This window comes from Paraburkholderia bannensis NBRC 103871 (assembly GCF_000685015.1).
GTDB lineage: Bacteria > Pseudomonadota > Gammaproteobacteria > Burkholderiales > Burkholderiaceae > Paraburkholderia > Paraburkholderia bannensis.
On record NZ_BAYA01000026.1, the window covers coordinates 41,126 to 66,703 of the forward strand.

Sequence of the window (25,578 nt, forward strand, 5' to 3'; positions counted from 1 at the left end):
GCCCGACCGGGCCGAGAGCCGCCTGGGTTCGGGCGACGCTTCTTATAGTTCAAGGCCGCTTCATCTTGCAGGTCGTCGCGGGCACGGTGCGCTCGGCTGGCAGCGCCAGCACGGTGCGGAAACCGTAGCCCGACCCTTCGTTGTCGTAGCGCACGCCCGGCGTGCCCTGCTTGTCCATCTGCATGACGTAAAGGGGCTGGATCATCTGGTGATCGTCGGCGCGCATCCACATCGGATGAAAGCCGTTGTCGAAGCGCGCGCCTTCCAGCGCCTTCGCGACGGCCTCGGGATCGGCGGAACCGGCCTTCGTCATGGCCTGCGCGAGCATTTCGACCAGCATTTCCATGCGCAGCACCGGATAGTCGTCCTGTGCGGCCGGGTAGCGCGCACGGAACGCCTGATACCACGCGTCGGAGGACGCACCGCCCGCGTTGGGGTGCCAGTCGGCAACCGCGATCACGCGCTTGACGCCCGCGTCGCCGAGCGCCGCCGGTGCGCCCAGGCTGTTGCCGTAGAACGTATAGAAGCGCGTGTCGAGACCCTGCTCGCGCGCCGCCTTCACCAGCAGCGTGAGGTCGTTGCCCCAATTGCCGGTGATGACCGCATCGGCGCCCGATGCGCGGATCTTGGCGATGTACGGCGCGAAATCCTTCACGCGCCCGATCGGGTGAAACTCGTCGCCGACTACCGCGATGTCCGGACGCTGCGCGCCCAGCGCCGCGCGGGCGAGCGTGCTGACGTCATGGCCGAAGCTGTAGTCCTGGTTGAGCAGGTAGACCTTTTTCACCGATTTATCGGCGGCAATCACGTCGGCGAGCGCGTCCATGCGCATGCCCGCGTGCGCGTCGAAGCGGAAATGCCAGAAGCTGCAATTGGCGTTGGTGAGCGCGGGATCGTCGGCGGAATAGTTGAGGAACAGCTCCCGGTTGCCGGGCTCGCGCGCGTTCTGGCGATCGATAGCCGCGACAAGCGCTGCTGCCACCGCCGAGCTGTTGCCCTGCAGGACGAAGCCGATATGGCGATCCTGGGCGGCGCGCAACTGCATCAGCGCGGCCTCGGTGCTGCCCTTGCTGTCGAGCACGACCAGTTCCAGTGGATGTCGTCCATCGGGCAGCGCCACGCCGCCCGCCGCGTTCACGCGTTCGACGCCGAAGCGCAGATTGCGTTCGACCGCCGCGCCCGCATCGGCGAACGGCCCCGACGTGCCTTCGATCAGCGCGAGCTGGATCGGCTTGCCAGCACTTGCAGCCTGCGCACCCGCGGCGGGCAACGCGAACAGCCCCGCCGCTGCGGTGAGCGCGGCGATCAGCGCCGCAGCCTTGCGCCTGTAATGGAAGGTCATGCGCTCGTTCCTCGTTTCATCTATCTGGCTCATTCGAAGCGCGGATCATAGGCCGCGCACGGGCGCCGAGACAAGCCCGGCGTCGTTCATCGGGCCACCTTGCAAAATCGCGCCGTGTCAAAATAACGGTTCCATAACTGGTCGGGCCGCTCGTCCACCCAGTTCGAAATCGCGCACCGCACATCAACCGTTGTCGATGTGCAGTTGCGTCCGGGAGACTTCATGCTCAACCGCCTTTCCTCCGCCTTCGCCGCTGTCGTTGCGCGTCGGCTTTCGTTGCCGCGCCGCGCGATTGTCGCCGGCATGGGCGCACTCGCGCTGGCTGGCTGCGTGCCGCCGTGGCAGCAATTTCACGCAGGCGACGACGCCCAGTCCGTGATCGCCCGCTTTGGGCCGGCGCGCGAAAGTTATGACTTACCCGACGGCGGCAAGCGCCTGATGTGGCCGACCCAGCCGATGGGCGAAATCACCATTGCCGCCGACATCGACCGCAGCGGCAAGGTCGTGAGCGTTCGCCAGGTTCTGCAACCCAATGAGTTCTACAAGGCCGAGATCGGCAAATGGACGCGCACCGACGTGCTCGTGAACTTCGGCCGCCCCGAGGAAACCGCCTATTTCCCGCTGATGAAGAAAGAAGCGTGGACATATCGCTATCTGGAAGACGGCGTCTGGTACATGCTCTACAGCTTCTACTTCGACGATCAGGGCATCCTGCGTCTCACGCAAAAGACGCCTGACCCGTTGCACGACCCCGACATGCGCAACCGGTTCTGAGCGCCGCCCTCGCCTGAAAAACAAAACCCCCGCGCCCTCACGGGCCGGGGGTTTTTTATCGCCTGGGCGAATTCAGACGCTTACGAGCGCTGCGGATTGAGCTTGTCGTTATCCGAATGCAGCTTGTTGAGCGCCGAGATATACGCCTTCGCCGAAGCCGCGACGATATCCGGATCGGTGCCCACGCCGTTCACGATGCGGCCGGCCTTAGCGAGACGCACGGTCACTTCACCCTGCGCCTGCGTGCCGGTCGTGATCGCGTTCACCGAATACAAGAGCAGTTCCGAACCGCTGCCCACTTCGGTTTCGATCGCGTTGAAGGTCGCATCGACCGGGCCGTTACCGGCAGCTTCGCCCGTCACTTCCGCGCCGTCAGCCGAGAACACGATGCGTGCATGCGGACGCTCGCCCGTTTCCGAGCGCTGCGACAGTGCGACGAACTTGTAGTGCTCCTTCTCGTGGGCTTCAGCCGATTCTTCGGTGACGATCGCGATGATGTCTTCGTCGAAGATTTCGGCCTTGCGGTCGGCCAGTTCCTTGAAGCGTGCGAACGCGCTGTTGAGTTCGGCTTCGCTGTCGAGCGAAATGCCCAGTTCCTGGAGGCGCTGCTTGAACGCGTTACGGCCCGAGAGCTTGCCGAGCACGATCTTGTTCGCGGTCCAGCCCACATCTTCCGCGCGCATGATTTCGTAGGTGTCGCGGGCCTTGAGCACGCCGTCCTGGTGGATGCCCGAAGCGTGCGCGAACGCGTTCGCGCCGACCACTGCCTTGTTCGGCTGCACGACGAAACCGGTGATCTGCGAGACAAGCTTCGAAGCCGGCACGATCTGCGACGTGTCGATACCCAGGTCGAGGCCGAAGTAGTCCTTGCGGGTCTTCACGGCCATGACGATTTCTTCGAGCGAGGTGTTACCCGCGCGCTCGCCGAGACCGTTGATCGTGCACTCGACCTGACGTGCGCCACCGATCTGCACGCCGGCCAGCGAGTTCGCCACCGCCATGCCGAGGTCGTTGTGGCAGTGAACCGAGAACACGGCCTTGTCCGAATTCGGGATGCGCTCGCGCAGCGTCTTCACGAGGTTGCCGTAAAGCTCCGGCACGCCGTAGCCGACCGTATCGGCGATATTGATGGTGGTCGCGCCTTCGTTGATGACCGCTTCGAGCACGCGGCAGAGGAAGTCCATGTCCGAGCGGCTGCCGTCTTCCGGCGAGAACTCCACGTCGTTGGTGAACTTGCGTGCGAAACGCACGGCGAGCTTCGCCTGCTCGAGCACCTGTTCCGGCGACATGCGCAGCTTCTTCTCCATGTGCAGCGGCGACGTGGCGATGAAGGTGTGAATGCGGAAGTGATCGGCGGGCTTGAGGGCGTCGGCGGCGCGCTGGATGTCCTTGTCGTTGGCGCGGGCCAGCGAGCAGATCGTGCTGTCCTTGACGAGGCCTGCGATCGTGTGGATCGCGTCGAAGTCGCCGTTCGAGCTGGCCGCGAAGCCCGCTTCGATGATGTCGACCTTCATCCGTTCAAGCTGCTTCGCAATGCGGATCTTCTCTTCCTTCGTCATCGACGCACCAGGCGACTGCTCGCCGTCACGCAACGTCGTATCGAAAATGATGAGCTTGTCTGCTGCCATTTTGGGTCTCCGGGGGGACTTGTTCAGTGTCTAAAAACGGATTTTGGGTGTTCGCGCCACCGATGGCGACGCTGACAATGAACGAGGCTTACGGAGGGCGAGCGAGATCAGCGCGGCAGGCGCGCTAGCGCTAGCGTGCTTAGTAGCGCGCCGGCTTGAAGGGAGAAGAAGGGGAACTGGATGGTGTCCATCAGCCGACTATAGCCGGATTCCGGCGATAGCGCAATCCGAACGCGCGCGATCTGAAAGCGCCAAAAACAAAAAGGGCCGCGCTCGCGCGCAGCCCTTCTGGATCCAGCAACTCTAATGTTCTACCGCTCTCTTGGCGACGAGCGCGCCGGGTTATGGCGCCCGCGCACCGACTGCCAGCCCCAGAACACATAGCCCGACAGGCCATAGAGCACGAACAGGCCGAACAGCATCAGCGGCGGATCGGACGACACCAGCACGAACGCCACGACCACCAGCAGCGTGGCCGCGAACGGCACGCGATGGCGCACGTCGAGCGCCTTGCCGCTGTAGAACGGCGCGTTCGACACCATCGTCACGCCCGCGTAGATGGTCAGCACGAAGGCGACCCACGGCAGCCACGACAGCTTGACCGGCACGCGGTTATCGGTGGCGAGCCACACGAAACCAGCGATCAGCGCGGCCGCGGCCGGGCTAGGCAGGCCCTGGAAGAAGCGCTTGTCCACCGAACCGATGTTGGTGTTAAAGCGCGCGAGCCGCAGCGCGGCGCCCGAGCAGTAGACGAAGGCCGCGAGCCAGCCCCAGCGCCCAAGATCCTTGAGCACCCACTCGTACATCACGAGCGCAGGCGCGACGCCGAACGACACCATGTCCGACAGACTGTCGAACTGCTCGCCGAACGCGCTCTGCGAGTGCGTCATGCGCGCCACGCGTCCGTCCATGCCGTCGAGCACCATCGCCACGAAAATGGCGATGGCCGCCACTTCGAAGCGCACATTCATGGCCTGCACGACCGCGAAGAAGCCGCAGAACAGCGCAGCCGTGGTGAACGCGTTGGGCAGCAGATAAATGCCGCGCTTCTTCAGGAATTCCTGGCGGGCGGCACGGCGGCTCGCCGCTGGGCCCACCGATTCCTGCATGGCCTTGTTGCGGCGGAACGGCCGCGGCAGCGGCGCGTTGCCGGGATTACGGGGTCGACGCGGTTTGAGTCCGGCCATCGCTACCCTCCTTATGCCGATTGGGTCGGCAGTTCAGCAAGGATCGTCGACGAGGCGGACACCTTCTCGCCGATCGACACGCGCGGACGGCTGCCCACCGGCAGGTACACGTCGACGCGCGAGCCGAAACGGATGAAGCCATAGCGCTGGCCGCGCGAGAGCGGCTCGCCTGCGCGCACATAGCAAAGAATGCGGCGCGCGATCAGGCCCGCGATCTGCACGGAGGTCACGGTCGTGCCGTCGGCCATCGTGAGCACCACGGCGTTGCGCTCGTTCTCGGTCGACGCTTTGTCGATGGCGGCGTTCAGGTACGCGCCCGGGAAGTACTCGACCTTGGCGACGGCGCCGTCCACCGGCGAGCGTTGCGAATGGACGTTGAAGACGTTCATGAACACGCTGATCTTCAGCGCTTCACGGTTGGCATACGGGTCGTGCGCGGTTTCGACTGCAACGATGCGGCCATCGGCCGGGCACAGCACGGCATTGGCCTGGGTCGGAATCGGGCGCGGCGGATCGCGGAAGAATTGAACGACGAAGATCGTGATGAGCCAGAACGGCCATGCGAGCCCGAAGCCTGCGACCGCATGGATCAAGAGCGTGACGACGGCCGCAATGGCGATGAACGGCCAGCCTTCGCGCGCGATGATCGGATGGGGGTAATTCATAGTGGCTTCGCTGTTATTTTAAAAACCGTAGCATAGCAAAAGCCGCCCAGGCATCATCGCACCTGGGCGGCTTTTGTTGAGTCTGAGTCGGGTACGACGGCTGCGCAGCCATCAAAACCGCGCAGCCGACCGGACTTGAAGTCCTGACCCGTCAGATTAGTTCTTCGACTGGTCGACCAGCTTGTTTGCAGCGATCCACGGCATCATCGCGCGCAGCTTCGCACCGACCGTTTCGATCTGGTGCTCGGCGCCCAGGCGGCGGCGCGATTGCAGCGTCGGTGCGCCAGCCTTGTTTTCAAGGATGAAGCTCTTCGCGTATTCGCCGGTCTGGATGTCCTTCAGGACGTCCTTCATGACCTTCTTCGTCTCTGCCGTGACGACGCGCGGGCCGGTCACGTACTCGCCGTATTCGGCGTTGTTCGAGATCGAGTAGTTCATGTTGGCGATGCCGCCTTCATAGATCAGGTCGACGATCAGCTTCAGTTCGTGCAGGCACTCGAAGTACGCCATTTCCGGCGCGTAACCTGCTTCGACCAGCGTTTCGAAGCCAGCCTTGATCAGCTCGACCGTACCGCCGCACAGAACAGCCTGTTCGCCGAACAGGTCGGTTTCCGTTTCTTCGCGGAAGTTCGTTTCGATGATGCCGGCACGGCCGCCGCCGTTCGCTGCTGCGTACGACAGGGCGATGTCACGTGCTGCGCCCGACTTGTCCTGGTGGACAGCGATCAGGTGGGGCACGCCGCCGCCTTGCGAGTACGTACCGCGAACCGTGTGGCCCGGCGCCTTCGGCGCGATCATGATGACGTCCAGGTCGGCACGCGGGATCACTGCGCCGTAGTGAACGTTGAAGCCGTGCGCGAATGCCAGCGCTGCGCCGTTCTTGATGTTCGCGTGAACTTCCTTCGCGTAGACATCGGCGATCTGCTCGTCGGGCAGGAGCATCATGACGACGTCGGCGGTCTTCACCGCATCGGCCACTTCCTTGACCGTCAGGCCGGCGTTCTCAGCCTTGCTCCACGATGCGCCGTTCTTGCGCAGACCGACCGTGACGTTCACGCCGCTGTCCTTCAGGTTCAGCGCGTGTGCGTGGCCTTGCGAGCCGTAACCGATGATCGTGACCTGCTTGCCCTTGATGAGGGAGAGATCGGCGTCCTTGTCGTAGAAAACTTTCATGTTGGTTCCTTGGCGAGAGTCTGGTGAATTTCGGTACTGCTATTAGCTTTTGCTGCGCCGGATGCGGCGCGTTCAACACGCACGCACCCGGTCAAGTTCCGGTGCAAGATCGACTGTGGTCGGGTCACACCTTCAGAATGCGCTCTCCGCGCCCGATGCCCGAGCCGCCCGTCCGGACGGTTTCGAGAATCGCGGTTGCGTCGATCGCTTCGATGAATGCGTCGAGCTTGTCGCTCGCGCCCGTCAGTTCGATCGTGTAGGTCTTTTCGGTGACGTCGATGATGCGGCCGCGGAAAATGTCCGCCATCCGCTTCATCTCTTCACGTTCCTTGCCGACCGCCCTTACCTTGATCAGCATTAGCTCGCGCTCGATGTGGGCGCCCTCGGTAAGGTCGACCACTTTCACCACCTCGATCAGGCGGTTCAGATGCTTCGTGATCTGTTCGATCACGTCGTCCGAGCCAATGGAAACGATGGTCATGCGCGACAGCGAACGGTCTTCGGTCGGCGCCACCGTCAAGGTTTCAATGTTGTAGCCGCGTGCGGAGAACAGACCGACCACGCGCGACAGCGCGCCCGGCTCGTTTTCCAGCAGAACGGAAATGATGTGTCTCATGATGTGATCCGCGATTTATCCAGTTTGACGAGGTGGCCGCCCTCCCCCGCGAACTCGCGCGCCCTTTGTGTGGACGCGCGCCGCGCGAGGTCGGAGCGGCACCTTTCGAATACCGTTACAGGTCTTCCGAGCCGAGCAGCATCTCGGTGATGCCCTTGCCGGCCTGAACCATCGGCCAGACGTTTTCGGAAGGGTCGGTCTGGAAATCGAGGAACACCGTGCGGTCCTTCAAACGCAGCGCTTCCTTGAGCGCCGGTTCGACGTCCGCCGTCTTTTCGATCCGCATGCCGACGTGGCCAAACGCTTCGGCGAGCTTCACGAAGTCAGGCAGCGCATCCATGTACGAATGCGAATAGCGCTTGCTGTATTCGATCTGCTGCCACTGGCGAACCATGCCGAGGTAGCGGTTATTCAGCGAAATGATCTTCACGGGCGTGTCGTACTGCTTGCAGGTCGACAGCTCCTGAATGCACATCTGGATCGAGCCTTCGCCCGTGATGCACAGCACGTCGTCGTCCGGGTGCGCCATCTTCACGCCCATCGCCGCCGGCAGGCCGAAGCCCATCGTGCCGAGACCACCGGAGTTGATCCAGCGACGCGGCTGGTTGAAGCGGTAGAACTGCGCGGCCCACATCTGGTGCTGGCCGACGTCCGAACACACGAAGGCGTTGCCGCCCGTGAGTTCCCACGCCTTTTCCACCACGTACTGCGGCTTGATGATTTCGCTCGAACGGTCGAACTTCAGGCAGTTCTTTTCACGCCAGCCTTCGATGTCCTTCCACCAGTCGGCCAGTGCCGCCGTGTCGGGGCCGTGTTCGGCGTGCTGAAGCTGCTCGATGAGCTCCTTGAGCACTTCCTTGACGTCGCCGACGATGGGGATATCGACCTTCACGCGCTTCGAGATCGACGACGGGTCGATGTCGATGTGAATGATCTTGCGCGGACGGGAAGCGAAGTGGGCCGGGTCGCCGATCACACGGTCGTCGAAGCGCGCACCGATCGCGATCAGCACGTCGCAGTGCTGCATCGCCATATTGGCTTCGTAGGTGCCGTGCATGCCGAGCATGCCGAGGAACTTGCGGTCGCTTGCGCGATAGCCGCCCAGACCCATCAGCGTGTTCGTGACCGGGTAGCCGAGCAGATCGGCGAACTGGTTCAGTTCGCGCGACGCATCCGCGAGGATGATGCCGCCGCCGGTGTAGATATACGGACGCTTGGCCGAGAGGAGCAGCGACACCGCCTTGCGGATCTGCCCCGAGTGGCCCTTGGTGACCGGGTTGTAGGAACGCAGCGTGACGTTCTTCACCGGTTCATACGCGCACGGCGTCTTCGACACGTCCTTCGGAATGTCGATCAGCACGGGGCCGGGACGGCCGGTGCGCGCAATGTAGAAAGCTTTCTTGACGGTAGCGGCGAGATCGCGCACGTCCTTCACGAGGAAGTTGTGCTTCACGCAGGGACGCGTGATGCCGACCGTGTCGCACTCCTGGAAGGCGTCTTGACCAATCGCGGCGGTAGGCACCTGGCCGCTGATGATCACCATCGGGATCGAGTCCATATAGGCCGTCGCGATGCCCGTCACCGCATTGGTGACGCCAGGCCCCGAGGTCACGAGACACACGCCGACATTACCGGTCGAACGCGCGTAGGCGTCGGCCGCATGAACGGCTGCCTGTTCGTGGCGCACGAGAACGTGCTGGATCTTGTCCTGCTTGTACAGCTCGTCGTAGATGTAAAGTACCGAGCCGCCGGGGTAACCCCAAATGAATTCGACCTGCTCGTCGGCGAGCGCCTTCATCAGCACAGTTCCGCCGATGGATTGGGTGTTGCCTTGAGGGTCAGATTCTTGCGAAGAGGGGACCGACGTGGAGAATTCCGCGCTGGGCATATTCATCATTCACCTTTCGAATTTTCGGCAAAAAATTGATCGGGTGCTCTCTGCCGGGCTTGTGGCTCGGGTTCAAGCGGCGCGTCCAGTTGACAGATGAGCTTCTTGGGCCACATCCGAATTGAGACAAGTCACTTATGTTGCGAACCGTCGAAGATAGCGGCTCGAAAGCATTCGGTCAAGCGCTTATTGTTCATTCGTCACGCATCGGGAATAAACGTTGCGTGAGCGACGAATTGACGGCGATCCACTGCAGATCCGCCTGCAGACCACTTGCGAACCGGGCAGACGATCAGGCAATTGAAAGACTCCAGCAACCTTCACACAAGCCCGCCGAAAGCAGCGCGTGCGATTCTTTCAGGGTTTAGCGCAAGCGTCTTGCCAGACAGCCACCCCGCTTGTGCGAAAATTTGCTAGGATCCGCCAGTTTTACGACATTTTTCGAACGATTACGCGTACGCTGGTGGCGGCGCCTGCAACGGATGGCATCAGACAAGGAACTCGCCGATTTTCTGGCGGGCGTCGAAAGACGCGCGTTCAAGCAGACGGTCTACGCCGTGCGCGACGACGACGCGTCGCTCGATATCGTGCAGGACGCGATGATCAAGCTCGCGGAAAAATACGGAGACCGCCCGCCCGCCGAACTCCCCCTGCTCTTCCAGCGTATCTTGCAGAACACGATGCACGACTATTTCCGTCGGCAGAAGGTTCGCAATACGTGGGTGAGCCTTTTCTCGTCCCTCGGCGGCGCCGACGACGATGAGTTCGACATCCTCGAAACTTTCGAGTCCGAGTCGGGTTCGCCCGGCGTCGAGAGCAGCGAACAGCAATTCGAGCGTGAACAGGTCCTCAAGCTGATCGAAGAAGAAATCCAGAAATTACCGGCACGTCAACGGGAGGCGTTTCTGATGCGTTACTGGGAAGATATGGATGTCGCCGAAACCGCCGCCGCCATGGGCTGCTCCGAAGGTAGCGTGAAAACGCACTGTTCGCGGGCCACGCACACGCTGGCTCAGGCGCTCAAGGCTAAAGGAATCACGCTATGAGCTCCGCTCTCGAAAACAAAGAATTAGAGTTCGTGCAGGGGATGCGCCGCGCGCTCGACGAGAGCGCGGCCAGCCTGCCGTCCGCCACCACTGCCCGCCTCACTGCCGCCCGCAAGGCCGCGCTCGCCCGCAAGAAGGCCGAGCCGGTGCTCGTGCGCGTGCCGTCGCTGGCTGCAGCGGGTGCCGGCGCGGGCATGGCTGCGCTGCCCGGCGGCCTGCCGCAGCGCCGCCGCTCGGCGCTTGCACGCTTCGCGCTGGCCTGGCCGCTGGCCGCGCTGGTCGCGGGCCTGTTCGCGATCGCCTATTTCGAAGACCAACAACGGACCGCAGAACTTGCCGATATCGACGCGGCCATGCTGAGCGACGACCTGCCGCTCACGGCCTATCTCGATCACGGCTTCAATGCGTACCTGACGCGCGCGCACTAATAAGCGGGGGATTGACGGGGTGAGTTACAAGCGCGGCCTGGCCGTTGTCATCGGATGCGTGGTCACGGCTTTGGTGTCGTATGCGGCGACGTATCCGCGCTTTCACCCCGAGGCTTCCGCCCCGGAATCGGCGCTTTCGCCTGCCACGCAGGCCCAGGGCCAGCCATCGGCGTCCGACGCCGCCACCTCTGTGGCGGCCGTGCCCGCAGCGCCGGCCGACGAGAATTCCGACAACCCGCTCTCCTGGTCGCGCCTGACCGACGCCCAGCGTGCCGCGCTCGCGCCGTTCTCCGGCGAATGGGACAAGTTCAGCGATGCGCGCAAGCGCAAATGGCTGCGCATCGCCGCGCGTTATCCGAAGATGACGCCCGATGTGCAAAAACGCCTGCAGGAGCGCATGACCGAATGGGTGCGCATGACGCCTGAGCAGCGCCGCGTCGCGCGCGAGAACTATCAGGTGTCGAAGGAGTTGCCGCCGCAGGCCCGCCAGCGCGCATGGAAGGCTTATCAGGAACTCTCCGAAGACCAGAAAGCCAAGCTTGCCGCGAGCGAACGCAAGCGCCGCACCGTCGTGAGCGCGCCGCCCAGCGGCAACAAGAGCGAAATCCGCGACATCGAACGCCTCGTGAACGAGCGCGAGCATCGCACCCGCGCGCGCACCGCCGCCGGGGGGGCTTCCGTGCCAGGCGGCACGTCCGCGCCTGCGGTGCCGGGTCAGTCCGGCACGTCGGGCCAGCTCGCCGAACCGCCTGCCACAGCCATGGCCGCCAGCATTCCGGCTGCCGGCAGTTTCGAACCGGCGATCCCGGTGCCGGTGTCGCCTTCGGAAGCGCCTGCCGCGTTCAAGGGCTCCTGAGCGCGCTCGCACTGCACGCACCGCTCAGGCCGCCTACGCCGCCCACGCTGCCCACGTTTTCCCGCGTTTCTGGCTGCCATCGTTCACGGTTATGCTGACGTGTCTCGTCCACTTCGCGCCCCTGTGACCGAACACGCTACCGCTGCGCCCGCCGTCACCGCTGCGGACGTCTCCCATGACGTACCGCGCGCAATCGTATCGCCGCCCACTATCCGCCGACGCCTCGCCGCGCTCGTCTACGAGAGCGTGCTGCTGTTCGGCGTGGTGTTCCTCGCGGGCCTCGCGTTCAGCCTCGTCCTCCAGCAGCGCAACGGCTACACGTATCACCAGGCGATGGCCGCGTGGATTGCGTTCGTCGCGGGCGCGTACTTCGTCGGCTTCTGGCGTCACGGCGGCCAGACCCTGCCGATGAAGACCTGGCGTCTGCGCGTAGTCGGCCCGAACGGCCAGCCCCCCACGACCGGCCGCGCCACGCTCAGATACTTCGCTGCCTGGCTCTGGTTCCTGCCGCCGCTCGCGCTGCATCCGCTGCTGCATCTCACCGTCCCGCATACGCTCGTGCTCGCCGCACTCTGGGTCGTGCTCTGGGCCGCCAGCGCCCGGTTAAGCCACGACCGCCAGTTTCCGCACGACCGGATCGCAGGGACGCGCATCGTTTCGGTGCTGCGCGCGGCGCATAAAACCGCACCGTAGTCGGCGCACCACGTCATCAAAGCGTCACGTCACGACACGTGAAATCGGCGCGCACCGGCATCGTCAGCCGCCCAGCCAGGCCCCGCGCGGCTGCGGCGGCAGCCGCTCCGCTCTAGCAAGGACTGCGTAACAAGACCTTCTTGTGAATGTCACGGCGCCGTCACGGCCTCATGGCGCAATGCGCGTATTGCAACCTGCCGCGTGAGCCATGGCCCAGAAGACGTCCGCGACCCCACTTTTCCGGCAGACCTCCGGTCAGGACAGCGATCCCGCCGCCTTCCACTCCGGTCCGAGCGCCGCTGTCTTCCCCACCCCGCCGCTGCCCCTCAAGGACACCGGCTCGTCCGACTCGCACGACGACGATCACCCCGCCCCGCATCGCTACCGCACGATCTGGCTATCGGATATCCACCTCGGCACGAATGGCTGCCAGGCGAACTATCTGCTCGATTTCCTGCGCCACAACGAATCGGAATACCTGTACCTCGTCGGCGACATCATCGACGGCTGGCAGTTGCGCAAGGGCTGGTTCTGGCCGCAGGCGCACAACGACGTCGTGCAGAAGGTGCTGCGCAAGGCGCGCAAGGGCACCCAGGTGGTGTACATCCCCGGCAATCACGACGAAGGCGCGCGCCAGTTCTGCAACCTCGCCTTCGGCGACATTCACGTGCGCGAGGAAGCCTTCCACACGACGCTCGCAGGCAAGCGCCTGTGGGTCGTACATGGCGACCTGTTCGACGGCGTGATCCAGCATGCCAAGTGGCTCGCGTACCTGGGCGACTCGGCGTACACGGTGATCCTCGTGCTCAACCGCTGGTTCAACCGCATTCGCGCGCGCATGGGCTTCCAGTACTGGTCGCTCTCGCAGTACCTCAAGCACCAGGTCAAGAACGCGGTGAACTTCATCTCCTCGTTCGAGCGCGTGATGACCGACGAAGCGCGCCGCCGCGGCTGTGACGGCGTGGTCTGCGGCCACATCCACAAGGCCGAAATCCGCGAAATCGACGGCGTGCTTTATTGCAACGACGGCGACTGGGTCGAGAGCCTCTCGGCGCTGGTCGAGACCTTCGAAGGCGAGTTGCGCATCGTCTACTGGACGGTCATGAAGTCGCCGGAAGCCCAAAGCGCACCGCGCAAGGCGCGCGTGAGCGCCGCCTGATGCGCGCACCGCTTTGGCACCGCGCTTTGGCACCGTTTTAATTCCACGCATTCGCTAACCCACTGCAACACCCGAACCCCGAGGGCCGACGACCGATGAAAGTGATGATCGTGACCGATGCATGGGAGCCGCAGGTCAACGGCGTGGTACGCACCCTGAAGAACACGACGCGCGAGCTGATCGCGCTCGGCCATCAGGTCGATCTGCTCACGCCGCTCGAATTCCGCACGATACCGTGCCCGACCTATCCCGAGATCAAGCTCTCGCTGTTCCCGAGGCGCCATCTGCGCGAGCGCATCGACGCCTTCGGCCCCGACGCGATCCACGTCGCCACCGAAGGACCGCTCGGCCTCGCCGCGCGCCGCTACGCGATCGAACACGACCTGCCGTTCACGACCGCCTACCACACGCGCTTTCCCGAGTACGTGCAGGCGCGCTTCGGCATTCCGCTGTCGGCGACCTATCGCTTCCTGCGCTGGTTCCACAAGCCCTCGCTCGCGGTGATGGCGCCCACGCCGGTCGTGAAGACCGACCTCGAAAAATTCGGCTTCACCAACGTCGTGCTGTGGACGCGCGGCGTCGATCTCGAAATCTTCGAGCCGATGGAATCGAAGGTGCTCAACACGGCGCGCCCGATCTTCCTCTACGTGGGCCGCGTGGCCGTCGAAAAGAACGTCGAAGCGTTCCTCAAGCTCGACCTGCCGGGCTCGAAGTGGGTCTGCGGCGAAGGCCCGGCGCTCGCCGAGCTCAAGTCGCGCTATCCCCAGGCGAACTATCTGGGCGTGCTGAGCCAGCCCGAGCTGGCCAAGGTCTACGCCGCCGCCGACGTCTTCGTGTTCCCGAGCCGCACCGATACCTTCGGCCTCGTGCTGCTCGAAGCGCTGGCCTGCGGCACGCCGGTCGCCGCCTACCCGGTCACCGGCCCGATCGACGTGCTGGGCACGGGCGGCGCGGGCGCGATGAACGAAGACCTGCGCGAAGCCTGCCTCGAAGCGCTCAAGATCGAGCGCTCGACGGCGCGCGCCTGGGCCGAGCGCTTCTCGTGGCGCGCCGCATCCGAGCAGTTCGCCTCGCACCTCAAGCCGCGTTCGCGCGCATCGATGCAGGAAAGCAGCGCGGCGGCCTGAACTCGCCCCCCGCTTCGCCCCCACCTCGTCCTGCTGACGGCCCGGAGTACGACGATGAACCGGCCCTGCGCCCCCACCTCCCCGTCGCCCATCGACGGGATCGACGACGAACAGGACGTCCTGGCTGAAGCTGCCGCCCCCGCCCAACGGGGCGCGGCATGGTCAGACGTTTCCGGCGCAACCGGAAACCACGCGTGCGATACTGCGGCATCAACCCGCACCGTTATGGCCCCACGTCCTTCGTCACCATCGCACGCCTCTGCCGCGCCTCGCGATTCCGAGACGCCGCACGCCACCCAGCCGCCCACGCACGGCGGCCCCTCGCCCGTCCATGTGACGGGCGCCGCCAACGCGCCGCAGAACCTGCCCACGCCTCATGCGCACGCGCAGGCCGAGCCGCCCGAGCCGCCGCATCTGCATGAACCGCTCGGCCCCGACGATCCGCTCGCCCCGCTGCCGTTCAACCCGTACAAGGGCAACCGCGGCCTGATGCGCGCGTGGAAGGCGCTCCAGTACTCGATCAAGGGCTTTCGCACCGCGATCCGCGAAGAGAGCGCGTTCCGCCAGGAACTCACGCTCGCGGCCATCATGGTGCCGATCGGCCTGTTCATGCCCGTCGAGCCGGTCGAGCGCGTGCTGCTGCTCGGCTCGGTGATGCTGGTGCTGATCGTCGAGCTGCTCAACTCGAGTATCGAGAACGCCGTCGACCGCATCGGTCTTGAGCGCAACGAGTTGTCGGGCCGCGCCAAGGATCTGGGCAGCGCGGCCGTGACGGTCGCGCTCCTCGCCTGCGTGATGACCTGGGGCTTGATCCTCGTGCCGCGTTTCGGCCCGTCGCTGCTGCACTGGATCGGCGCACGCTAAAGGCTGTCGCCGGCAGTCCAGCGTCAAAACATTCCGCGCGCATGTGGCCGCCGCCACGTGCGCGCCGATTTTCTTCATTCCCCGTTGGCACGTTTCGCGCCCCTGGCGTCGGTTTATAATCGAACGACAGTCTTAAAAAACGACCAACCGCGTCCGGGCACCCACGCAGCCGCCAATGAGCCATCTCAGGCAGCTGCGTTGTCCGCCCGACGCCGTACTTTCAGGGCCGGACGACATGGATGCCAAACCTCCCCGCCGCACACGCGAACGGATACTCGAACTGTCGTTGAAACTCTTCAACGAGATCGGCGAGCCTAACGTCACTACGACGACCATCGCCGAGGAAATGGAGATCAGTCCAGGCAACCTGTACTACCACTTCCGCAACAAAGACGACATCATCAACAGCATCTTCAGCCAGTTCGAGCAGGAGATCGACAAGCGTCTGCGCTTCCCCGACGACCATCGCGCCACCATCGACGAGATGTGGGCGTATCTGCAGTACATGGTCGACTTCACGTGGCGTTACCGCTTTCTCTATCGCGACCTGAACGACCTGCTCGCGCGCAACCGCACGCTGGAGATGCACTTCAAGCAGATCATCAGCCACAAGGTGGCGTTCGCGAAGCAGTTCTGCGAGCAGCTCGTGGAAGACGGCGAGATGGTGGCCACGCCCGCCGAAATCGCGGTGATCTCGACCAACATCGGCGTGATCGCGACGTACTGGCTCTCGTACCAGTTCGTGATGAACCCGCGCAAATACAACGATCAGGAAGCGATCCGCGTCGAGTTGCATCAGGTGAGCGTGCAGATCGTGTCGCTGATGGCGCCGTATCTGCGTGGCCGCGCGAAGCAGCTGTTCGACGATCTGGTGTCGGGCAAGCACCCGCAGCGCGAGTTCTACGACTATCTGCCGCCGCGCGACGGCGCGACGAAGGACGCAAAGGAAAGCAAGGAAGTGCGCGAATGAAAGCAGTCTGTGTCTATTGCGGCTCCTCGTTTGGAGCCAAGCCGGTCTACAACGAAGCCGCCCAGGCCTTTGGCCGCGCGCTCGTGCAAGCTAATCTGGGCCTCGTCTATGGCGGCGGCAAGGTCGGCCTGATGGGCGTGATCGCCGATACCGTGATGGCCGAAGGCGGCCGCGCAATCGGCGTGATTCCCGAGTTGCTGGTCGACAAGGAAGTGGGCCACAACGGCCTGACCGAGCTGCACGTCGTGCCCGACATGCACCAGCGCAAGAAGATGATGGCCGATCTCTCGGATGGCTTCGTCGCGCTGCCGGGCGGCGCGGGCACGCTCGAAGAGCTGTTCGAGGTCTTTACGTGGGCGCAACTCGGCTATCACCACAAGCCGGTCGGCATCCTCAATATCGACGGCTTCTACGATCCGCTCGTGACGATGCTCGAACACACGGTCAGCGAAGGTTTCATGCGCCAGACCTACCTCGATCTGCTGCAGATCGACAGCGATCCCGCCGCGCTGATCGGCAAGCTTCAGCACTACCACGCGCCCGCGCAGGACAAGTGGGCGCAACAGCGCAACAACGTTTGACGCATCTGGCGCGTTCGGCGCGGCTAGTGCTGTCTGACGCGCGCTCCACGTTCAGCTTCGGAGGTCGATAAGCGATGGGCAAGGTCGTCCTGATTACCGGCGCGAGCCGCGGCATCGGCCGCGCGTGCGCCCAGCTTCTCGGCGCGCGCGGCTGGACTGTGGGCGTCAACTATCTGCACAACGCTCCCGCCGCCGAAGAAACCGCCGCCGAAGTCGGCCGCGCCGGCGGCCACGCGCGCGTGCTGCACGGCGACGTGGCGAACGAAGCCGATGTCGTCGCGATGTTCGATGCGCTCGAATCGGCTTATGGGCGCATCGACGCACTCGTGAACAACGCGGGCATTGTCGCGCCTGGCAGCCCGGTCGCCGATATGGATGCGGCGCGCCTCAAGCGCATGTTCGACGTGAACGTGTACGGCGCGTTCCTGTGTGCGCGCGAAGCGGCGCGTCGCATGTCGAAGGATCGCGGCGGCGACGGCGGCGCGATCGTCAACGTATCGTCGGCGGCGTCGCGGCTGGGCTCGCCCAATGAATACGTCGATTACGCCGCGTCGAAAGGCGCGATCGACACCATGACGATCGGCCTCGCCAAGGAGCTTGGCCCGCAAGGCGTGCGCGTGAACGCCGTGCGGCCCGGCCTGATCGACACCGAAATCCACGCAAGCGGCGGGCGGCCCGAGCGCGCCGCCGTGCTGGGCGCGCAGACGCCGCTCGGCCGTCCGGGCAGCGCCGAAGAAGTCGCACAAACCATCGTGTGGCTGTTGAGCGATGCCGCGTCCTATGTGACGGGCGCGTTGCTCGACGTGAGCGGCGGACGCTGAAGCTGGAAACTTGTGCTGCAATCTCGGGCTAGAAGCGCGAGCCGCGCTGGAGCAGGAAAGCTGCTTCGGCTTCGCTGCTCGCGCGGCCTAGCGGCGCGTTGCGATGCGGGAAACGGCCGAAGCGCTCAATGACCTCGGCGTGCCGCACCGCGTAATCGTAGTAGCCCTGCGCCTGCGAGTCGTTCTTCGCAAGCTCCCCGAATAGCCGCAGCGACTCGCGCTGCGCTTCCGCCGATTCCGCATGCTCGAACGGCAGATAAGCGAACGCGCGATGCTCCGTCGTGGGCAGGCGCAGATCGTCGCCGTTCGCCACCATCGCACGGGCAATGGCGAGCGCCTTATCGTCGGCGGCGAACGCGCGCGGCGTGTCGCGATGGCAGTTGCGCGAAAACTGGTCGAGCACGATCACGAGCGCCAGCGCGCCTTCGGGCGACGCGCACCACACGTCGAGTTCGCCAGCGCAAGCCGCGTCGAGCAACGCACCAAAGCGCTCGCGCAATGACGCGTCGAAGGTCGCGCTCTTCTTGAACCACATCTTCTGCGCCCGCCCAAATTGCGCCGATTCAGGCGCGCCGAACCAGAAGTCGAGCACCTCGCGGGCGCGCGGATCGAGCGCGTCCGCGCTCACGCCACCAGCTCCAGCACGAGCCGGCGCGTGCGTGCGCTTTTCTTTTCCAGCTTCGCCACGCGCAGCACGCCAATCTCGCGCGTGTTCTGCACGTGCGTGCCGCCGCACGGCTGAAGATCGACGCCATCGATGCGCAGCAAGCGCACGCGACCGAGGCCCATCGGCGGCTTCACGCTCATCGTGCGCACGAGCTCGGGGCGCCGCGCCATGTCTTCGTCGGTGATCCATTCGGTTGCGACCGCGTGCTCACCCGCAACCAGTTCGGCGAGTCGCGCCTCGACGTGCTCGCGCTCGATCGGCTCGACGGTCGCGAAGTCAAGGCGCGCATAGTCCGCCGTGATGCTGCAACCGTCCACCGCATAAGGCAGCACCGCGCACATCAGATGGCTGGCCGTATGCAGCCGCATATGCCGATGGCGGCGCGTCCAGTCGATTTCGGCGCGCACGCGCTCGCCCGCCGCCAGACGTGCGAGCAACGCCTCCTGGCCGGGTGCGGGAAGATGCAGCGCGTCGTCGGGCGTCGCGCCTTCGAATTTCGCCTTGCGGGTGTCGGCGATCTGGATGCGTGTGCCGTCCGCCAGCACCAGCGCGCCGGTGTCGCCCGCCTGGCCGCCGCCCAGCGGATAGAACACGGTCTGATCGAGTTGCACGCCCTCTTCGCTCACGGCGAGCACGGTGGCGTCGCAATGCGTCAGATAGGCGTCTTCGCGAAATAGCGCGCGAGTGGCGTTGGGCATGGGCTGTCTCCTTGTTGTGGGCCTTCGTCTTGAGGCACAAGGTTCCATTATCGCGATGTGAGCGCGCTCGCAAAATACAGCCCGAAGCGCCCGTGGCCGGACTGTACCGGTGCCTGCACCGGGCCAGTCGGCGGCGACGTTCGACGTTTCGGCGTCGCGACGACCGCGCTCAACCCGGACGGTTGCGCATCCAGTCGGCGGTTTCGAAGAACGAATGCAGCAGACGTTCGCGCAGTGGCTCAGCCAGGCCAATGTCCTGCATCGCCCACGCCATGCAGCGCAGCCACTGATCGCGCTCCGACGACGCAATCGCGAACGGCAGATGGCGCGCACGCAGACGCGGATGGCCGAAACGCGAAATGTAGTGATCCGGGCCGCCCATCCAGCCGCACAGGAACCAGAAGGTCTTGTCGCGCGAACCGTCGAGCGATTGCGGATGGAGTGCGCGAATGCCCGCGAATTCGGGTTCGAGATCCATCAGGTCATAGAAACGGTCGACGAGTTCGCGCAGGCGCGCCTCGCCGCCGACGAGTTCGAAGGCCGTGGGTTGCTGCGGCGCTTCGTCGGCTGGATCAGTCATACAGGGGAATCGATACGAAAAACGGGGGCGGCAACGCGCGTCGCGTCCTGCCGGGTTAGCTTCCATTTTCGCACGGCAGCGCAGGCGGCGCCCGCCCCACTCCGGACGCTGCGCTGCGTTGCTGCAAGAGATCGACCCAGATCTTTGCCGCCTCCGGCACGAACGGCAGCTAGAAGCGCTGTTGCAGCGCGAGCATCGTGCCGAACTGGTTCGCGCCGGTTATGACGGTTCCCCCCGACGCAACCGGAAACGCGGCCAGTTGCCCGTTGAACATATAGCCGACCGACAAATAGACTTTCGTGCGTATCGACAGGTGATAGTCCGCGCGCGCGACCAGCAGCGTGGCCGCGGCCTCACGTCGCTGCACGTAGCGGCTCACCTGCGTGTCGATTGTCAGCGCGGGCGTCGCGGACCAGGCGCTTCCAACAAAAACGAGATCGGACTGAACGTGCGTCGCGGCCGCGGTGTTGCGCCTGACCCACCCCACACCGATCTTCGTGGGCCCGAATTGTGCATAGCTGCCGAGCAACATACGCGTGTCTACGTAAGCAGAACTCGTAAGGGGCGCACTCGCGCCAGGGCCACCGCGCATGACGTCATACGCCCCCGCTACGCGGAATGATTCGGCGTCGTAGGCCAGCATCGCCGTGTATTGCCGGCATGCGATGAAGTCACCTGCCACTTCGCCGGGGCAATTCGTTGCCGACGGCCCATCGGGGCCGGCTGCGTCGCGCCCAAAGCTATAGGTGGCGCCAACCGTGACGCCCTGAAACGTCCCCAGATAACCGATCGCGTTGTCGCTATGGGCATTCGGCAAATACGTGTCGAAGTTGCCCATCGAATGAATCGACGGACCGAGCACGTCCGCCTTGCCGAGCGCGAGCATCGTCATCGTCGCCTGACGACCCAGCGTCAGCGTTCCATAAGGGCCGACCACTCCGAGGTTCGCCAGGCGGCCGAACAGACGGCCCCCGTCGCTAAGGCTGCCGTCATTGGCCGCGAAACCGTTCTCCAGCACGAAAAAAGCCTTCAGGTCGCCGCCGAGTTCCTCGCTGCCCCGGAAACCGAATCGCGAGGGCATACCCGGCAGGGACGGCACGCCGAGGAAGGTACCGCCAGCCGCCGTCGCACGGTCATAGTAGGAGACGCCGGTGTCGACAAGGCCATACATCGAGACGCTACCTTGACCATGAGTCGGGATGGCGATCAGCGCAATACCCGCCATCACCGCGCACTTCCTCATTACGCTACGCATTCCTTATTTTTCGGGCTCGATTGGCGGTCGATTGTTGCTCGACGATCGCTACGATCGATTGTCGATACAGCCTGGCGGTCGCACACGCGACTGCCGGCGTCCAGAACCGGCGCCGGGTACGCGCGCTCAGAGCGGCGCTGGCAGTTGCGGCCCGAACGGCATCGACCTGAAGTATGTGCCGGTCGCTTTGCGTAGCGCGCTTGCCAGCGCCGGCGCAACGACCGCTGTGGAGACCTCGCCGCACCCTTGAGGAGGCCGCTCGCTCTCAACGATGACGACTTCGACCTTCGGCATTTGCGCAATCTTTAACAGCGGATAGGTGTTGAAGTTTCCTTCGACGATCGCCCCATCGGCGAAATGGATCGCGCTGTGCAGCGCCGTCGTCAACGCGAAGCCGATGCCGCCCTCGACGTTTGCGGTCACGAGATTCGGGTTGATCACCTTGCCGCAATCGATGCCGCACACGGCCCGCACCACACGCACGCGCCCATGCTCCACCTGGACTTCGACGACGATCGCGAGGTAGCTTGTGAACGCATTGTTGCGGCCGACCCACTCATTCACGGCGAGCCCCCGGAAATGCGCCTTCCGTGCGGGCGAATGCCAGCCGGCCGCACGAGCCGTTGCGTCGAGCACGCGCAGGCTAAGCGGCGATTGCGCGAGTAGCTTGCGCCGGTATTCGAGTTCATCGATACCGGCCTTTTCACTGAGCTCGTTGATGAAACTTTCGAGAAAGAACAGACTCGCGACGCTACCGACGCCCCGCAGATAGCTCAGCGAAATCGGCTGATCGACGATGTTCGCTTCCACGTGCAATGCGGGAAATTTATAGACCGGCGCGTACACGCATTCGACCATGCTCTCATCCCAACCGCCTGCCTTCTCGACCGTCTTGCGGCGCATTTGCCAGAACAGCGACTGGCCGGCGTAGCGCGCCCAGATTGCGGTGGGATAGCCTTCGCGATCTAGCGCAGCGCGATAATGGCTGATGCACGGCGGCCGAAGATAATCTTGCCGGATATCAATTTCGCGCGGATAAATCACCTTGACCGGTTTGCCAACCGCTTTCGAAGCGAACGTTGCGTGAATCACCGCGTCGGGCAGGTACTTGCGCCCGAAACTGCCGCCAAGGAATGTCGTGTTGACCACGACGTTCTCGGCCTTCAGCCCGAAGATTCCGCTCAACGCCGTGCGCACCATGTCCTGCCCCTGGAACGGCCCCCAGGTTTCGATGGTGCCGTCGCGGAAGTGGCTCGTGGCGTTGCACGGCTCCATCGATGCGTGCGCAACATAGGGCGCCCCGTAGCGCGCCTCATGGTAGCGCGATGCATCGGCCTGGGCCGCAGTAATCAAACTGCCTGCACCGCCCCTGTTCACGACCTGCGCCAACTGGCTCTGATTCAGCGCGGCCTGGTTGGCCGCGTCGATCGCGGAGCTGGCGAGCGTCGCGGCGTCACCGCGCTCGAACTCGACGTCGAGCAGATCCGCCGCCTTCTTCGCCTGCCAATAGCTTTGCGCCACCACGATAACGGTGTTATGCCGCCGGTTGCTGTCAATGCCCATCATGTTCAACATGGACAGATGGCGTGTCGTTACGAGATCCACGATGCCTGGCATGCTACGAATCGCCGCCTCGTTCCGGATGCCCAGAACCGTCCCGGTCAACGAAGGCGTGATCCACGGCACGCCAATCAACATGCCCGGCACCTCGACATCGATGCCGAAAATCGCGCTCCCATTGACCTTCTCAGGCGTGTCGATGCGGTGGACGTATTTGCCCACCATGCCGTCTCTGGCCAGTTCGGCGCTCTTGAGCACGGGTTTCGGGTTCAGCGCGATGCGCGGGGCGTAGGCCACGAGTTCGCCGTACGCGATGCTGCGCCCGGACGTCCTGTCGAGCACACGCCCTTTTTCGGTTCTGCACTGCGAGATGGGCACGTTCAGATGCAGCGCGCCGGCGCGCAAAAAGAAGTCGCGCGCCTGCGCACCGGCAACACGCATGCGCTCGTAGAACTTCGTCATCGAAGTGGAGGCAGCGACGAACTGCGAGAACGATTCGCCCCCCGCGAGCTGCCGGTAGGCATCCTTTCCCGTCACGAACCGGACGACCACGCGCTCCCAGTCCGCGTCCATTTCATCGGCCAGGACTTGCGGCAGCCCCGTATAAATGCCCTGCCCGACCTCACACTGCGACACACCGATGACAACCTGTCCTTCACGGTTGATCCAGACCCAGTCGCTAATCGCCGCGTCCGCAATGGGCGGCTCGCCCGATTGGGAAAAGATGGCCGCGCGCACGCGAGGGGCAACAGGGATGAGCATTGAGCCAATTACAAGCGCACCGCCCTTGAGGAACTGCCTGCGGTCGAGGGCCATCGTCACGCTCCGCCTTCGCTGCTGGCACGGTGTATCGCGGCCCGAATCCGGTGATAGGTCGCGCAGCGGCACAGATTCGTGAGATTCGCGTCGATGTCGGCGTCCGATGGCTTGGGGTGTCGCTTGAGCATCGCAACGGTCGCCATGATCATGCCGGACTGGCAGTAGCCGCATTGCGGCACGTCTTCGGCGATCCATGCTTGCTGGACAGGATGGCTGCTGTCCTTCGAGAGGCCTTCGATCGTCGTGACGCGCTTGCCCTTCACCAGCTCCAGCGGATAGCAGCATGAGCGCACCGCCTCGCCCTCGACGTGCACCGTACAGGCGCCGCAGGCGCCAATGCCACACCCGAACTTGGTGCCGGTCAGCTTGAAGTGTTCACGAATCACCCAGAGCAACGGCGTATCCGGCTCGCCGTCGAAACGCACGGGTTTGTCGTTCAATACGAATTCCATTTCAGTTCCTCCTCAATCAGGCTGCCCCGCATCCCTGCGCGCGCGCCGCCCGCGCACGACCAGCACCCAATACCCGAGCGCCACGACAAACAACGCTCCGAACGTTGCTAGCACGTACGGCAACCATGCGATCACCGGCGTAGGCCCCCCGTTGCGCAAGGTTGCAACGTCATCTGCCGACACGTGCTCCATGCGGCGGCCGAAGCGCATGCTGACGTAGTTGGCGAGGTCGGCGACCTGAGCGTCATTGAGCGTCTGGCCGAACGCCGGCATCCACACCTGGCCGTTGTCGCCGCGCCGCTCGACGCCATAGAGAATCGTCATGACAAGATTGTTGGGCTTGACCGCGCGAACGTCGGCGTTGCGTATGAGCGACGGGAAATAGCCGTCGTACGCCCCTTGTCCGGCCATGCGGTGGCAGGACGCACAGGCGCTCGCGTAGAGCGCGGCGCCGGGTACTGAGATCGATGCATCCACCGGCAACGGCGCCGCATTCGAGCGTTGCGCGGGCAATGAGCTGCCTCCTGCATCCGGCGTGCCAATTTCCGGCGTCTGTTTGAGATAGGCCGCTATCGCATTCAAGTCGGCCTCGTCGAGAAAACGCAGGCTGTATTCAACGGCCTCGGCCATCGGCCCGGCTGCTTGCGCCTTGTTTCTGACATGGCCGCTGCGCAGGTATTGCGCGAGCTCCGCCTGGGTCCAGCTGCCGATTCCGACATCAGGATCCGAGGTGATATTCGGCGCATACCATCCATCCACCGCGCCCCCGGACAGATAGCGCTTGCGATTGTCTTCCGCCATCAGCCAGTTGCGCGGGCTATGGCAGGCCGAACAATGTCCGAGTGCGTCGACCAGATACCGGCCACGCTCGAGTTGCGGGGAAAGGGGTTTGACCTCCCGTCCGTCATCGAGAAAAAGCGCGTTCCATACCCTCATCGACGTGCGAATCGAAAACGGAAAGTCGAGCCGCGTTGCCGGCGGCCGCCGGTCGTCGGGCGGCACGGCATTCATGAAGTACGCGTAGAGCGCGCGCACATCGTCATCGGTCAGATTACGGTAAGCGGTATAGGGCATCGCGGGGTAAAGCGGCGTGCCGCCCCGGCCAATGCCTTCTTTTAACGCGCGCCTGAAATCCTCTTCTGTAAAGGAGCCAATACCGCCAGACACAGAAGGCGTGATATTGCTCGCAATGATTTTTCCGACCGGCGAATTGATCGCAAGCCCGCCCCCATACTGGGTCGCACCGGTCGCGCTCCGGTGACAAGCCGCGCAATCGGCAGCCACTGCCAGATAGGCGCCGCGCTGGATCAGCATGACATTGCCGGCATCGTTCGAAGACGATTTAGACCACGAAGATATCGGCAAACAACTAATAAGGATGCCGAACCATATTAAATGCCAGCGTCTAAATTTCATGACTCGATAGATGTCACTATTTGTTTGCCCAGGATCCGCCGACATAATCGGCGAAACATGCAAACAATTCGATCAATTGAATTTTCAACCTGCGCAATGCCAGCTACCGGGAAATGCATCCCGTAGCCCAATACCGTTTCGCAGGAGGATTGATTCTACTGACTCAGACATATCGAGATGGGCGACATTCAGACCGTTCCGATGACTCGATCAAATAACGCCGCGATTTATACATCGAACTACAGATGCATCAGAATCATCGTACATAGATCGGAAGTCACCGGCATTGTGCGGACAACCGGGCAGCGTGAAG

General features: G+C 63.9%; 25 protein-coding genes. 11 read left to right on the top strand and 14 right to left on the bottom strand.

Annotation, left to right across the window (positions count from 1 at the left end):
• Nucleotides 1-49: 49 nt before the first annotated feature.
• Entirely contained in the window at nt 50-1,342 is a 1,293-nt protein-coding gene (locus BBA01S_RS29465) for a branched-chain amino acid ABC transporter substrate-binding protein (RefSeq protein WP_027819588.1), read from the bottom strand.
• Between the two features lie 222 nt (nt 1,343-1,564).
• On the opposite strand from BBA01S_RS29465, the gene BBA01S_RS29470 reads away from it, so the two are divergent.
• Entirely contained in the window at nt 1,565-2,116 is a 552-nt protein-coding gene (locus tag BBA01S_RS29470) for a hypothetical protein (RefSeq protein WP_027819589.1), read from the top strand.
• 80 nt (nt 2,117-2,196) lie between these two features.
• Here BBA01S_RS29470 and BBA01S_RS29475 read toward each other — a convergent pair whose 3' ends face one another.
• The 6 genes from BBA01S_RS29475 to BBA01S_RS29500 all read right to left on the bottom strand — a co-directional run bounded on the left by BBA01S_RS29475 (nt 2,197) and on the right by BBA01S_RS29500 (nt 9,279).
• Complete coding sequence (locus BBA01S_RS29475) at nt 2,197-3,744, bottom strand: 2-isopropylmalate synthase (RefSeq protein ID WP_027819590.1); 1,548 nt, start codon at nt 3,742-3,744, stop codon at nt 2,197-2,199.
• Nucleotides 3,745-4,055: 311 nt separating this feature from the next.
• Complete coding sequence (gene pssA / locus BBA01S_RS29480; RefSeq protein ID WP_027819591.1) at nt 4,056-4,931, bottom strand: CDP-diacylglycerol--serine O-phosphatidyltransferase; 876 nt, start codon at nt 4,929-4,931, stop codon at nt 4,056-4,058.
• Nucleotides 4,932-4,942: 11 nt separating this feature from the next.
• Nucleotides 4,943-5,596: a phosphatidylserine decarboxylase gene (locus BBA01S_RS29485; RefSeq protein WP_027819592.1), complete on the bottom strand. Its 654-nt coding sequence runs from the start codon at nt 5,594-5,596 to the stop codon at nt 4,943-4,945.
• A gap of 156 nt (nt 5,597-5,752) precedes the next feature.
• On the bottom strand, nt 5,753-6,769 hold the full coding sequence (ilvC, locus tag BBA01S_RS29490; protein WP_027819593.1) for a ketol-acid reductoisomerase: 1,017 nt from the start codon (nt 6,767-6,769) through the stop codon (nt 5,753-5,755).
• 124 nt (nt 6,770-6,893) lie between these two features.
• Complete coding sequence (gene ilvN / locus BBA01S_RS29495) at nt 6,894-7,385, bottom strand: acetolactate synthase small subunit (protein WP_027795483.1); 492 nt, start codon at nt 7,383-7,385, stop codon at nt 6,894-6,896.
• Between the two features lie 115 nt (nt 7,386-7,500).
• Nucleotides 7,501-9,279: an acetolactate synthase 3 catalytic subunit gene (locus tag BBA01S_RS29500; RefSeq protein ID WP_027819594.1), complete on the bottom strand. Its 1,779-nt coding sequence runs from the start codon at nt 9,277-9,279 to the stop codon at nt 7,501-7,503.
• Nucleotides 9,280-9,755: 476 nt separating this feature from the next.
• Here BBA01S_RS29500 and BBA01S_RS29505 point away from each other — a divergent pair, with 476 nt between their 5' ends.
• From BBA01S_RS29505 to BBA01S_RS29550, 10 genes are all read left to right on the top strand, one after another.
• Nucleotides 9,756-10,319 carry an RNA polymerase sigma factor gene (locus tag BBA01S_RS29505; RefSeq protein WP_027819595.1) on the top strand — a complete coding sequence of 188 codons (564 nt, stop codon included), beginning with the start codon at nt 9,756-9,758 and terminating at the stop codon, nt 10,317-10,319.
• Nucleotides 10,316-10,747, top strand: coding sequence for a DUF3619 family protein (locus BBA01S_RS29510; protein ID WP_027819596.1), 432 nt, complete (start codon nt 10,316-10,318; stop codon nt 10,745-10,747). The genes BBA01S_RS29505 and BBA01S_RS29510 overlap by 4 nt, the downstream gene beginning before the upstream one ends.
• A gap of 19 nt (nt 10,748-10,766) precedes the next feature.
• Nucleotides 10,767-11,603 carry a DUF3106 domain-containing protein gene (locus BBA01S_RS29515; RefSeq protein WP_027819597.1) on the top strand — a complete coding sequence of 279 codons (837 nt, stop codon included), beginning with the start codon at nt 10,767-10,769 and terminating at the stop codon, nt 11,601-11,603.
• A gap of 192 nt (nt 11,604-11,795) precedes the next feature.
• Nucleotides 11,796-12,296: an RDD family protein gene (locus BBA01S_RS29520; RefSeq protein ID WP_027819598.1), complete on the top strand. Its 501-nt coding sequence runs from the start codon at nt 11,796-11,798 to the stop codon at nt 12,294-12,296.
• A gap of 208 nt (nt 12,297-12,504) precedes the next feature.
• Nucleotides 12,505-13,455, top strand: coding sequence for a UDP-2,3-diacylglucosamine diphosphatase (locus BBA01S_RS29525; protein WP_027819599.1), 951 nt, complete (start codon nt 12,505-12,507; stop codon nt 13,453-13,455).
• Nucleotides 13,456-13,550: 95 nt separating this feature from the next.
• Entirely contained in the window at nt 13,551-14,582 is a 1,032-nt protein-coding gene (locus BBA01S_RS29530) for a glycosyltransferase family 4 protein (protein ID WP_027819600.1), read from the top strand.
• 225 nt (nt 14,583-14,807) lie between these two features.
• Entirely contained in the window at nt 14,808-15,446 is a 639-nt protein-coding gene (locus tag BBA01S_RS48205; protein ID WP_084162625.1) for a diacylglycerol kinase, read from the top strand.
• A 235-nt stretch (nt 15,447-15,681) separates the two neighbouring features.
• On the top strand, nt 15,682-16,416 hold the full coding sequence (locus BBA01S_RS29540; RefSeq protein ID WP_027819601.1) for a TetR/AcrR family transcriptional regulator: 735 nt from the start codon (nt 15,682-15,684) through the stop codon (nt 16,414-16,416).
• Nucleotides 16,413-16,997: an LOG family protein gene (locus BBA01S_RS29545; RefSeq protein WP_027819602.1), complete on the top strand. Its 585-nt coding sequence runs from the start codon at nt 16,413-16,415 to the stop codon at nt 16,995-16,997. The genes BBA01S_RS29540 and BBA01S_RS29545 overlap by 4 nt, the downstream gene beginning before the upstream one ends.
• 74 nt (nt 16,998-17,071) lie before the next feature.
• Nucleotides 17,072-17,818 carry an SDR family oxidoreductase gene (locus BBA01S_RS29550; protein ID WP_027819603.1) on the top strand — a complete coding sequence of 249 codons (747 nt, stop codon included), beginning with the start codon at nt 17,072-17,074 and terminating at the stop codon, nt 17,816-17,818.
• A gap of 28 nt (nt 17,819-17,846) precedes the next feature.
• Here BBA01S_RS29550 and BBA01S_RS29555 read toward each other — a convergent pair whose 3' ends face one another.
• From BBA01S_RS29555 to BBA01S_RS29585, 7 genes are all read right to left on the bottom strand, one after another.
• Nucleotides 17,847-18,446, bottom strand: coding sequence for a DUF924 family protein (locus BBA01S_RS29555; RefSeq protein WP_027819604.1), 600 nt, complete (start codon nt 18,444-18,446; stop codon nt 17,847-17,849).
• Complete coding sequence (locus tag BBA01S_RS29560) at nt 18,443-19,183, bottom strand: alanyl-tRNA editing protein (protein WP_027819605.1); 741 nt, start codon at nt 19,181-19,183, stop codon at nt 18,443-18,445. The genes BBA01S_RS29555 and BBA01S_RS29560 overlap by 4 nt, the downstream gene beginning before the upstream one ends.
• Before the next feature lie 169 nt (nt 19,184-19,352).
• Nucleotides 19,353-19,763: a group II truncated hemoglobin gene (locus BBA01S_RS29565; RefSeq protein WP_027819606.1), complete on the bottom strand. Its 411-nt coding sequence runs from the start codon at nt 19,761-19,763 to the stop codon at nt 19,353-19,355.
• A gap of 169 nt (nt 19,764-19,932) precedes the next feature.
• On the bottom strand, nt 19,933-21,006 hold the full coding sequence (locus BBA01S_RS29570; protein WP_156966124.1) for a porin: 1,074 nt from the start codon (nt 21,004-21,006) through the stop codon (nt 19,933-19,935).
• Between the two features lie 138 nt (nt 21,007-21,144).
• Nucleotides 21,145-23,466: a xanthine dehydrogenase family protein molybdopterin-binding subunit gene (locus tag BBA01S_RS29575; protein ID WP_407668345.1), complete on the bottom strand. Its 2,322-nt coding sequence runs from the start codon at nt 23,464-23,466 to the stop codon at nt 21,145-21,147.
• The gene (locus BBA01S_RS29580; RefSeq protein ID WP_027819609.1) at nt 23,397-23,849 is read right to left on the bottom strand and encodes a (2Fe-2S)-binding protein; all 453 of its coding nucleotides are present in this window, start codon (nt 23,847-23,849) and stop codon (nt 23,397-23,399) included. The genes BBA01S_RS29575 and BBA01S_RS29580 overlap by 70 nt, the downstream gene beginning before the upstream one ends.
• Before the next feature lie 12 nt (nt 23,850-23,861).
• Nucleotides 23,862-25,163, bottom strand: coding sequence for a cytochrome c (locus BBA01S_RS29585; protein ID WP_052391939.1), 1,302 nt, complete (start codon nt 25,161-25,163; stop codon nt 23,862-23,864).
• Between the last annotated feature and the right edge of the window lie 415 nt (nt 25,164-25,578).

Excerpts from the sequence above, each read along its gene's own strand:
- BBA01S_RS29465 (WP_027819588.1), bottom strand. The coding sequence starts at position 1,342 with ATGACCTTCCATTACAGGCGCAAGGCTGCGGCGCTGATCGCCGCGCTC.
- ilvN (WP_027795483.1), bottom strand. The coding sequence starts at position 7,385 with ATGAGACACATCATTTCCGTTCTGCTGGAAAACGAGCCGGGCGCGCTG.
- ilvC (WP_027819593.1), bottom strand. The coding sequence starts at position 6,769 with ATGAAAGTTTTCTACGACAAGGACGCCGATCTCTCCCTCATCAAGGGC.
- pssA (WP_027819591.1), bottom strand. The coding sequence starts at position 4,931 with ATGGCCGGACTCAAACCGCGTCGACCCCGTAATCCCGGCAACGCGCCG.
- BBA01S_RS29565 (WP_027819606.1), bottom strand. The coding sequence starts at position 19,763 with ATGACTGATCCAGCCGACGAAGCGCCGCAGCAACCCACGGCCTTCGAA.
- BBA01S_RS29475 (WP_027819590.1), bottom strand. The coding sequence starts at position 3,744 with ATGGCAGCAGACAAGCTCATCATTTTCGATACGACGTTGCGTGACGGC.
- BBA01S_RS29580 (WP_027819609.1), bottom strand. The coding sequence starts at position 23,849 with ATGGAATTCGTATTGAACGACAAACCCGTGCGTTTCGACGGCGAGCCG.
- BBA01S_RS29540 (WP_027819601.1), top strand. The coding sequence starts at position 15,682 with ATGGATGCCAAACCTCCCCGCCGCACACGCGAACGGATACTCGAACTG.
- BBA01S_RS48205 (WP_084162625.1), top strand. The coding sequence starts at position 14,808 with ATGGCCCCACGTCCTTCGTCACCATCGCACGCCTCTGCCGCGCCTCGC.
- BBA01S_RS29505 (WP_027819595.1), top strand. The coding sequence starts at position 9,756 with ATGGCATCAGACAAGGAACTCGCCGATTTTCTGGCGGGCGTCGAAAGA.
- BBA01S_RS29500 (WP_027819594.1), bottom strand. The coding sequence starts at position 9,279 with ATGAATATGCCCAGCGCGGAATTCTCCACGTCGGTCCCCTCTTCGCAA.
- BBA01S_RS29510 (WP_027819596.1), top strand. The coding sequence starts at position 10,316 with ATGAGCTCCGCTCTCGAAAACAAAGAATTAGAGTTCGTGCAGGGGATG.
- BBA01S_RS29470 (WP_027819589.1), top strand. The coding sequence starts at position 1,565 with ATGCTCAACCGCCTTTCCTCCGCCTTCGCCGCTGTCGTTGCGCGTCGG.
- BBA01S_RS29570 (WP_156966124.1), bottom strand. The coding sequence starts at position 21,006 with ATGAGGAAGTGCGCGGTGATGGCGGGTATTGCGCTGATCGCCATCCCG.
- BBA01S_RS29585 (WP_052391939.1), bottom strand. The coding sequence starts at position 25,163 with ATGCTGATCCAGCGCGGCGCCTATCTGGCAGTGGCTGCCGATTGCGCG.
- BBA01S_RS29545 (WP_027819602.1), top strand. The coding sequence starts at position 16,413 with ATGAAAGCAGTCTGTGTCTATTGCGGCTCCTCGTTTGGAGCCAAGCCG.
- BBA01S_RS29525 (WP_027819599.1), top strand. The coding sequence starts at position 12,505 with ATGGCCCAGAAGACGTCCGCGACCCCACTTTTCCGGCAGACCTCCGGT.
- BBA01S_RS29560 (WP_027819605.1), bottom strand. The coding sequence starts at position 19,183 with ATGCCCAACGCCACTCGCGCGCTATTTCGCGAAGACGCCTATCTGACG.
- BBA01S_RS29550 (WP_027819603.1), top strand. The coding sequence starts at position 17,072 with ATGGGCAAGGTCGTCCTGATTACCGGCGCGAGCCGCGGCATCGGCCGC.
- BBA01S_RS29530 (WP_027819600.1), top strand. The coding sequence starts at position 13,551 with ATGAAAGTGATGATCGTGACCGATGCATGGGAGCCGCAGGTCAACGGC.
- BBA01S_RS29485 (WP_027819592.1), bottom strand. The coding sequence starts at position 5,596 with ATGAATTACCCCCATCCGATCATCGCGCGCGAAGGCTGGCCGTTCATC.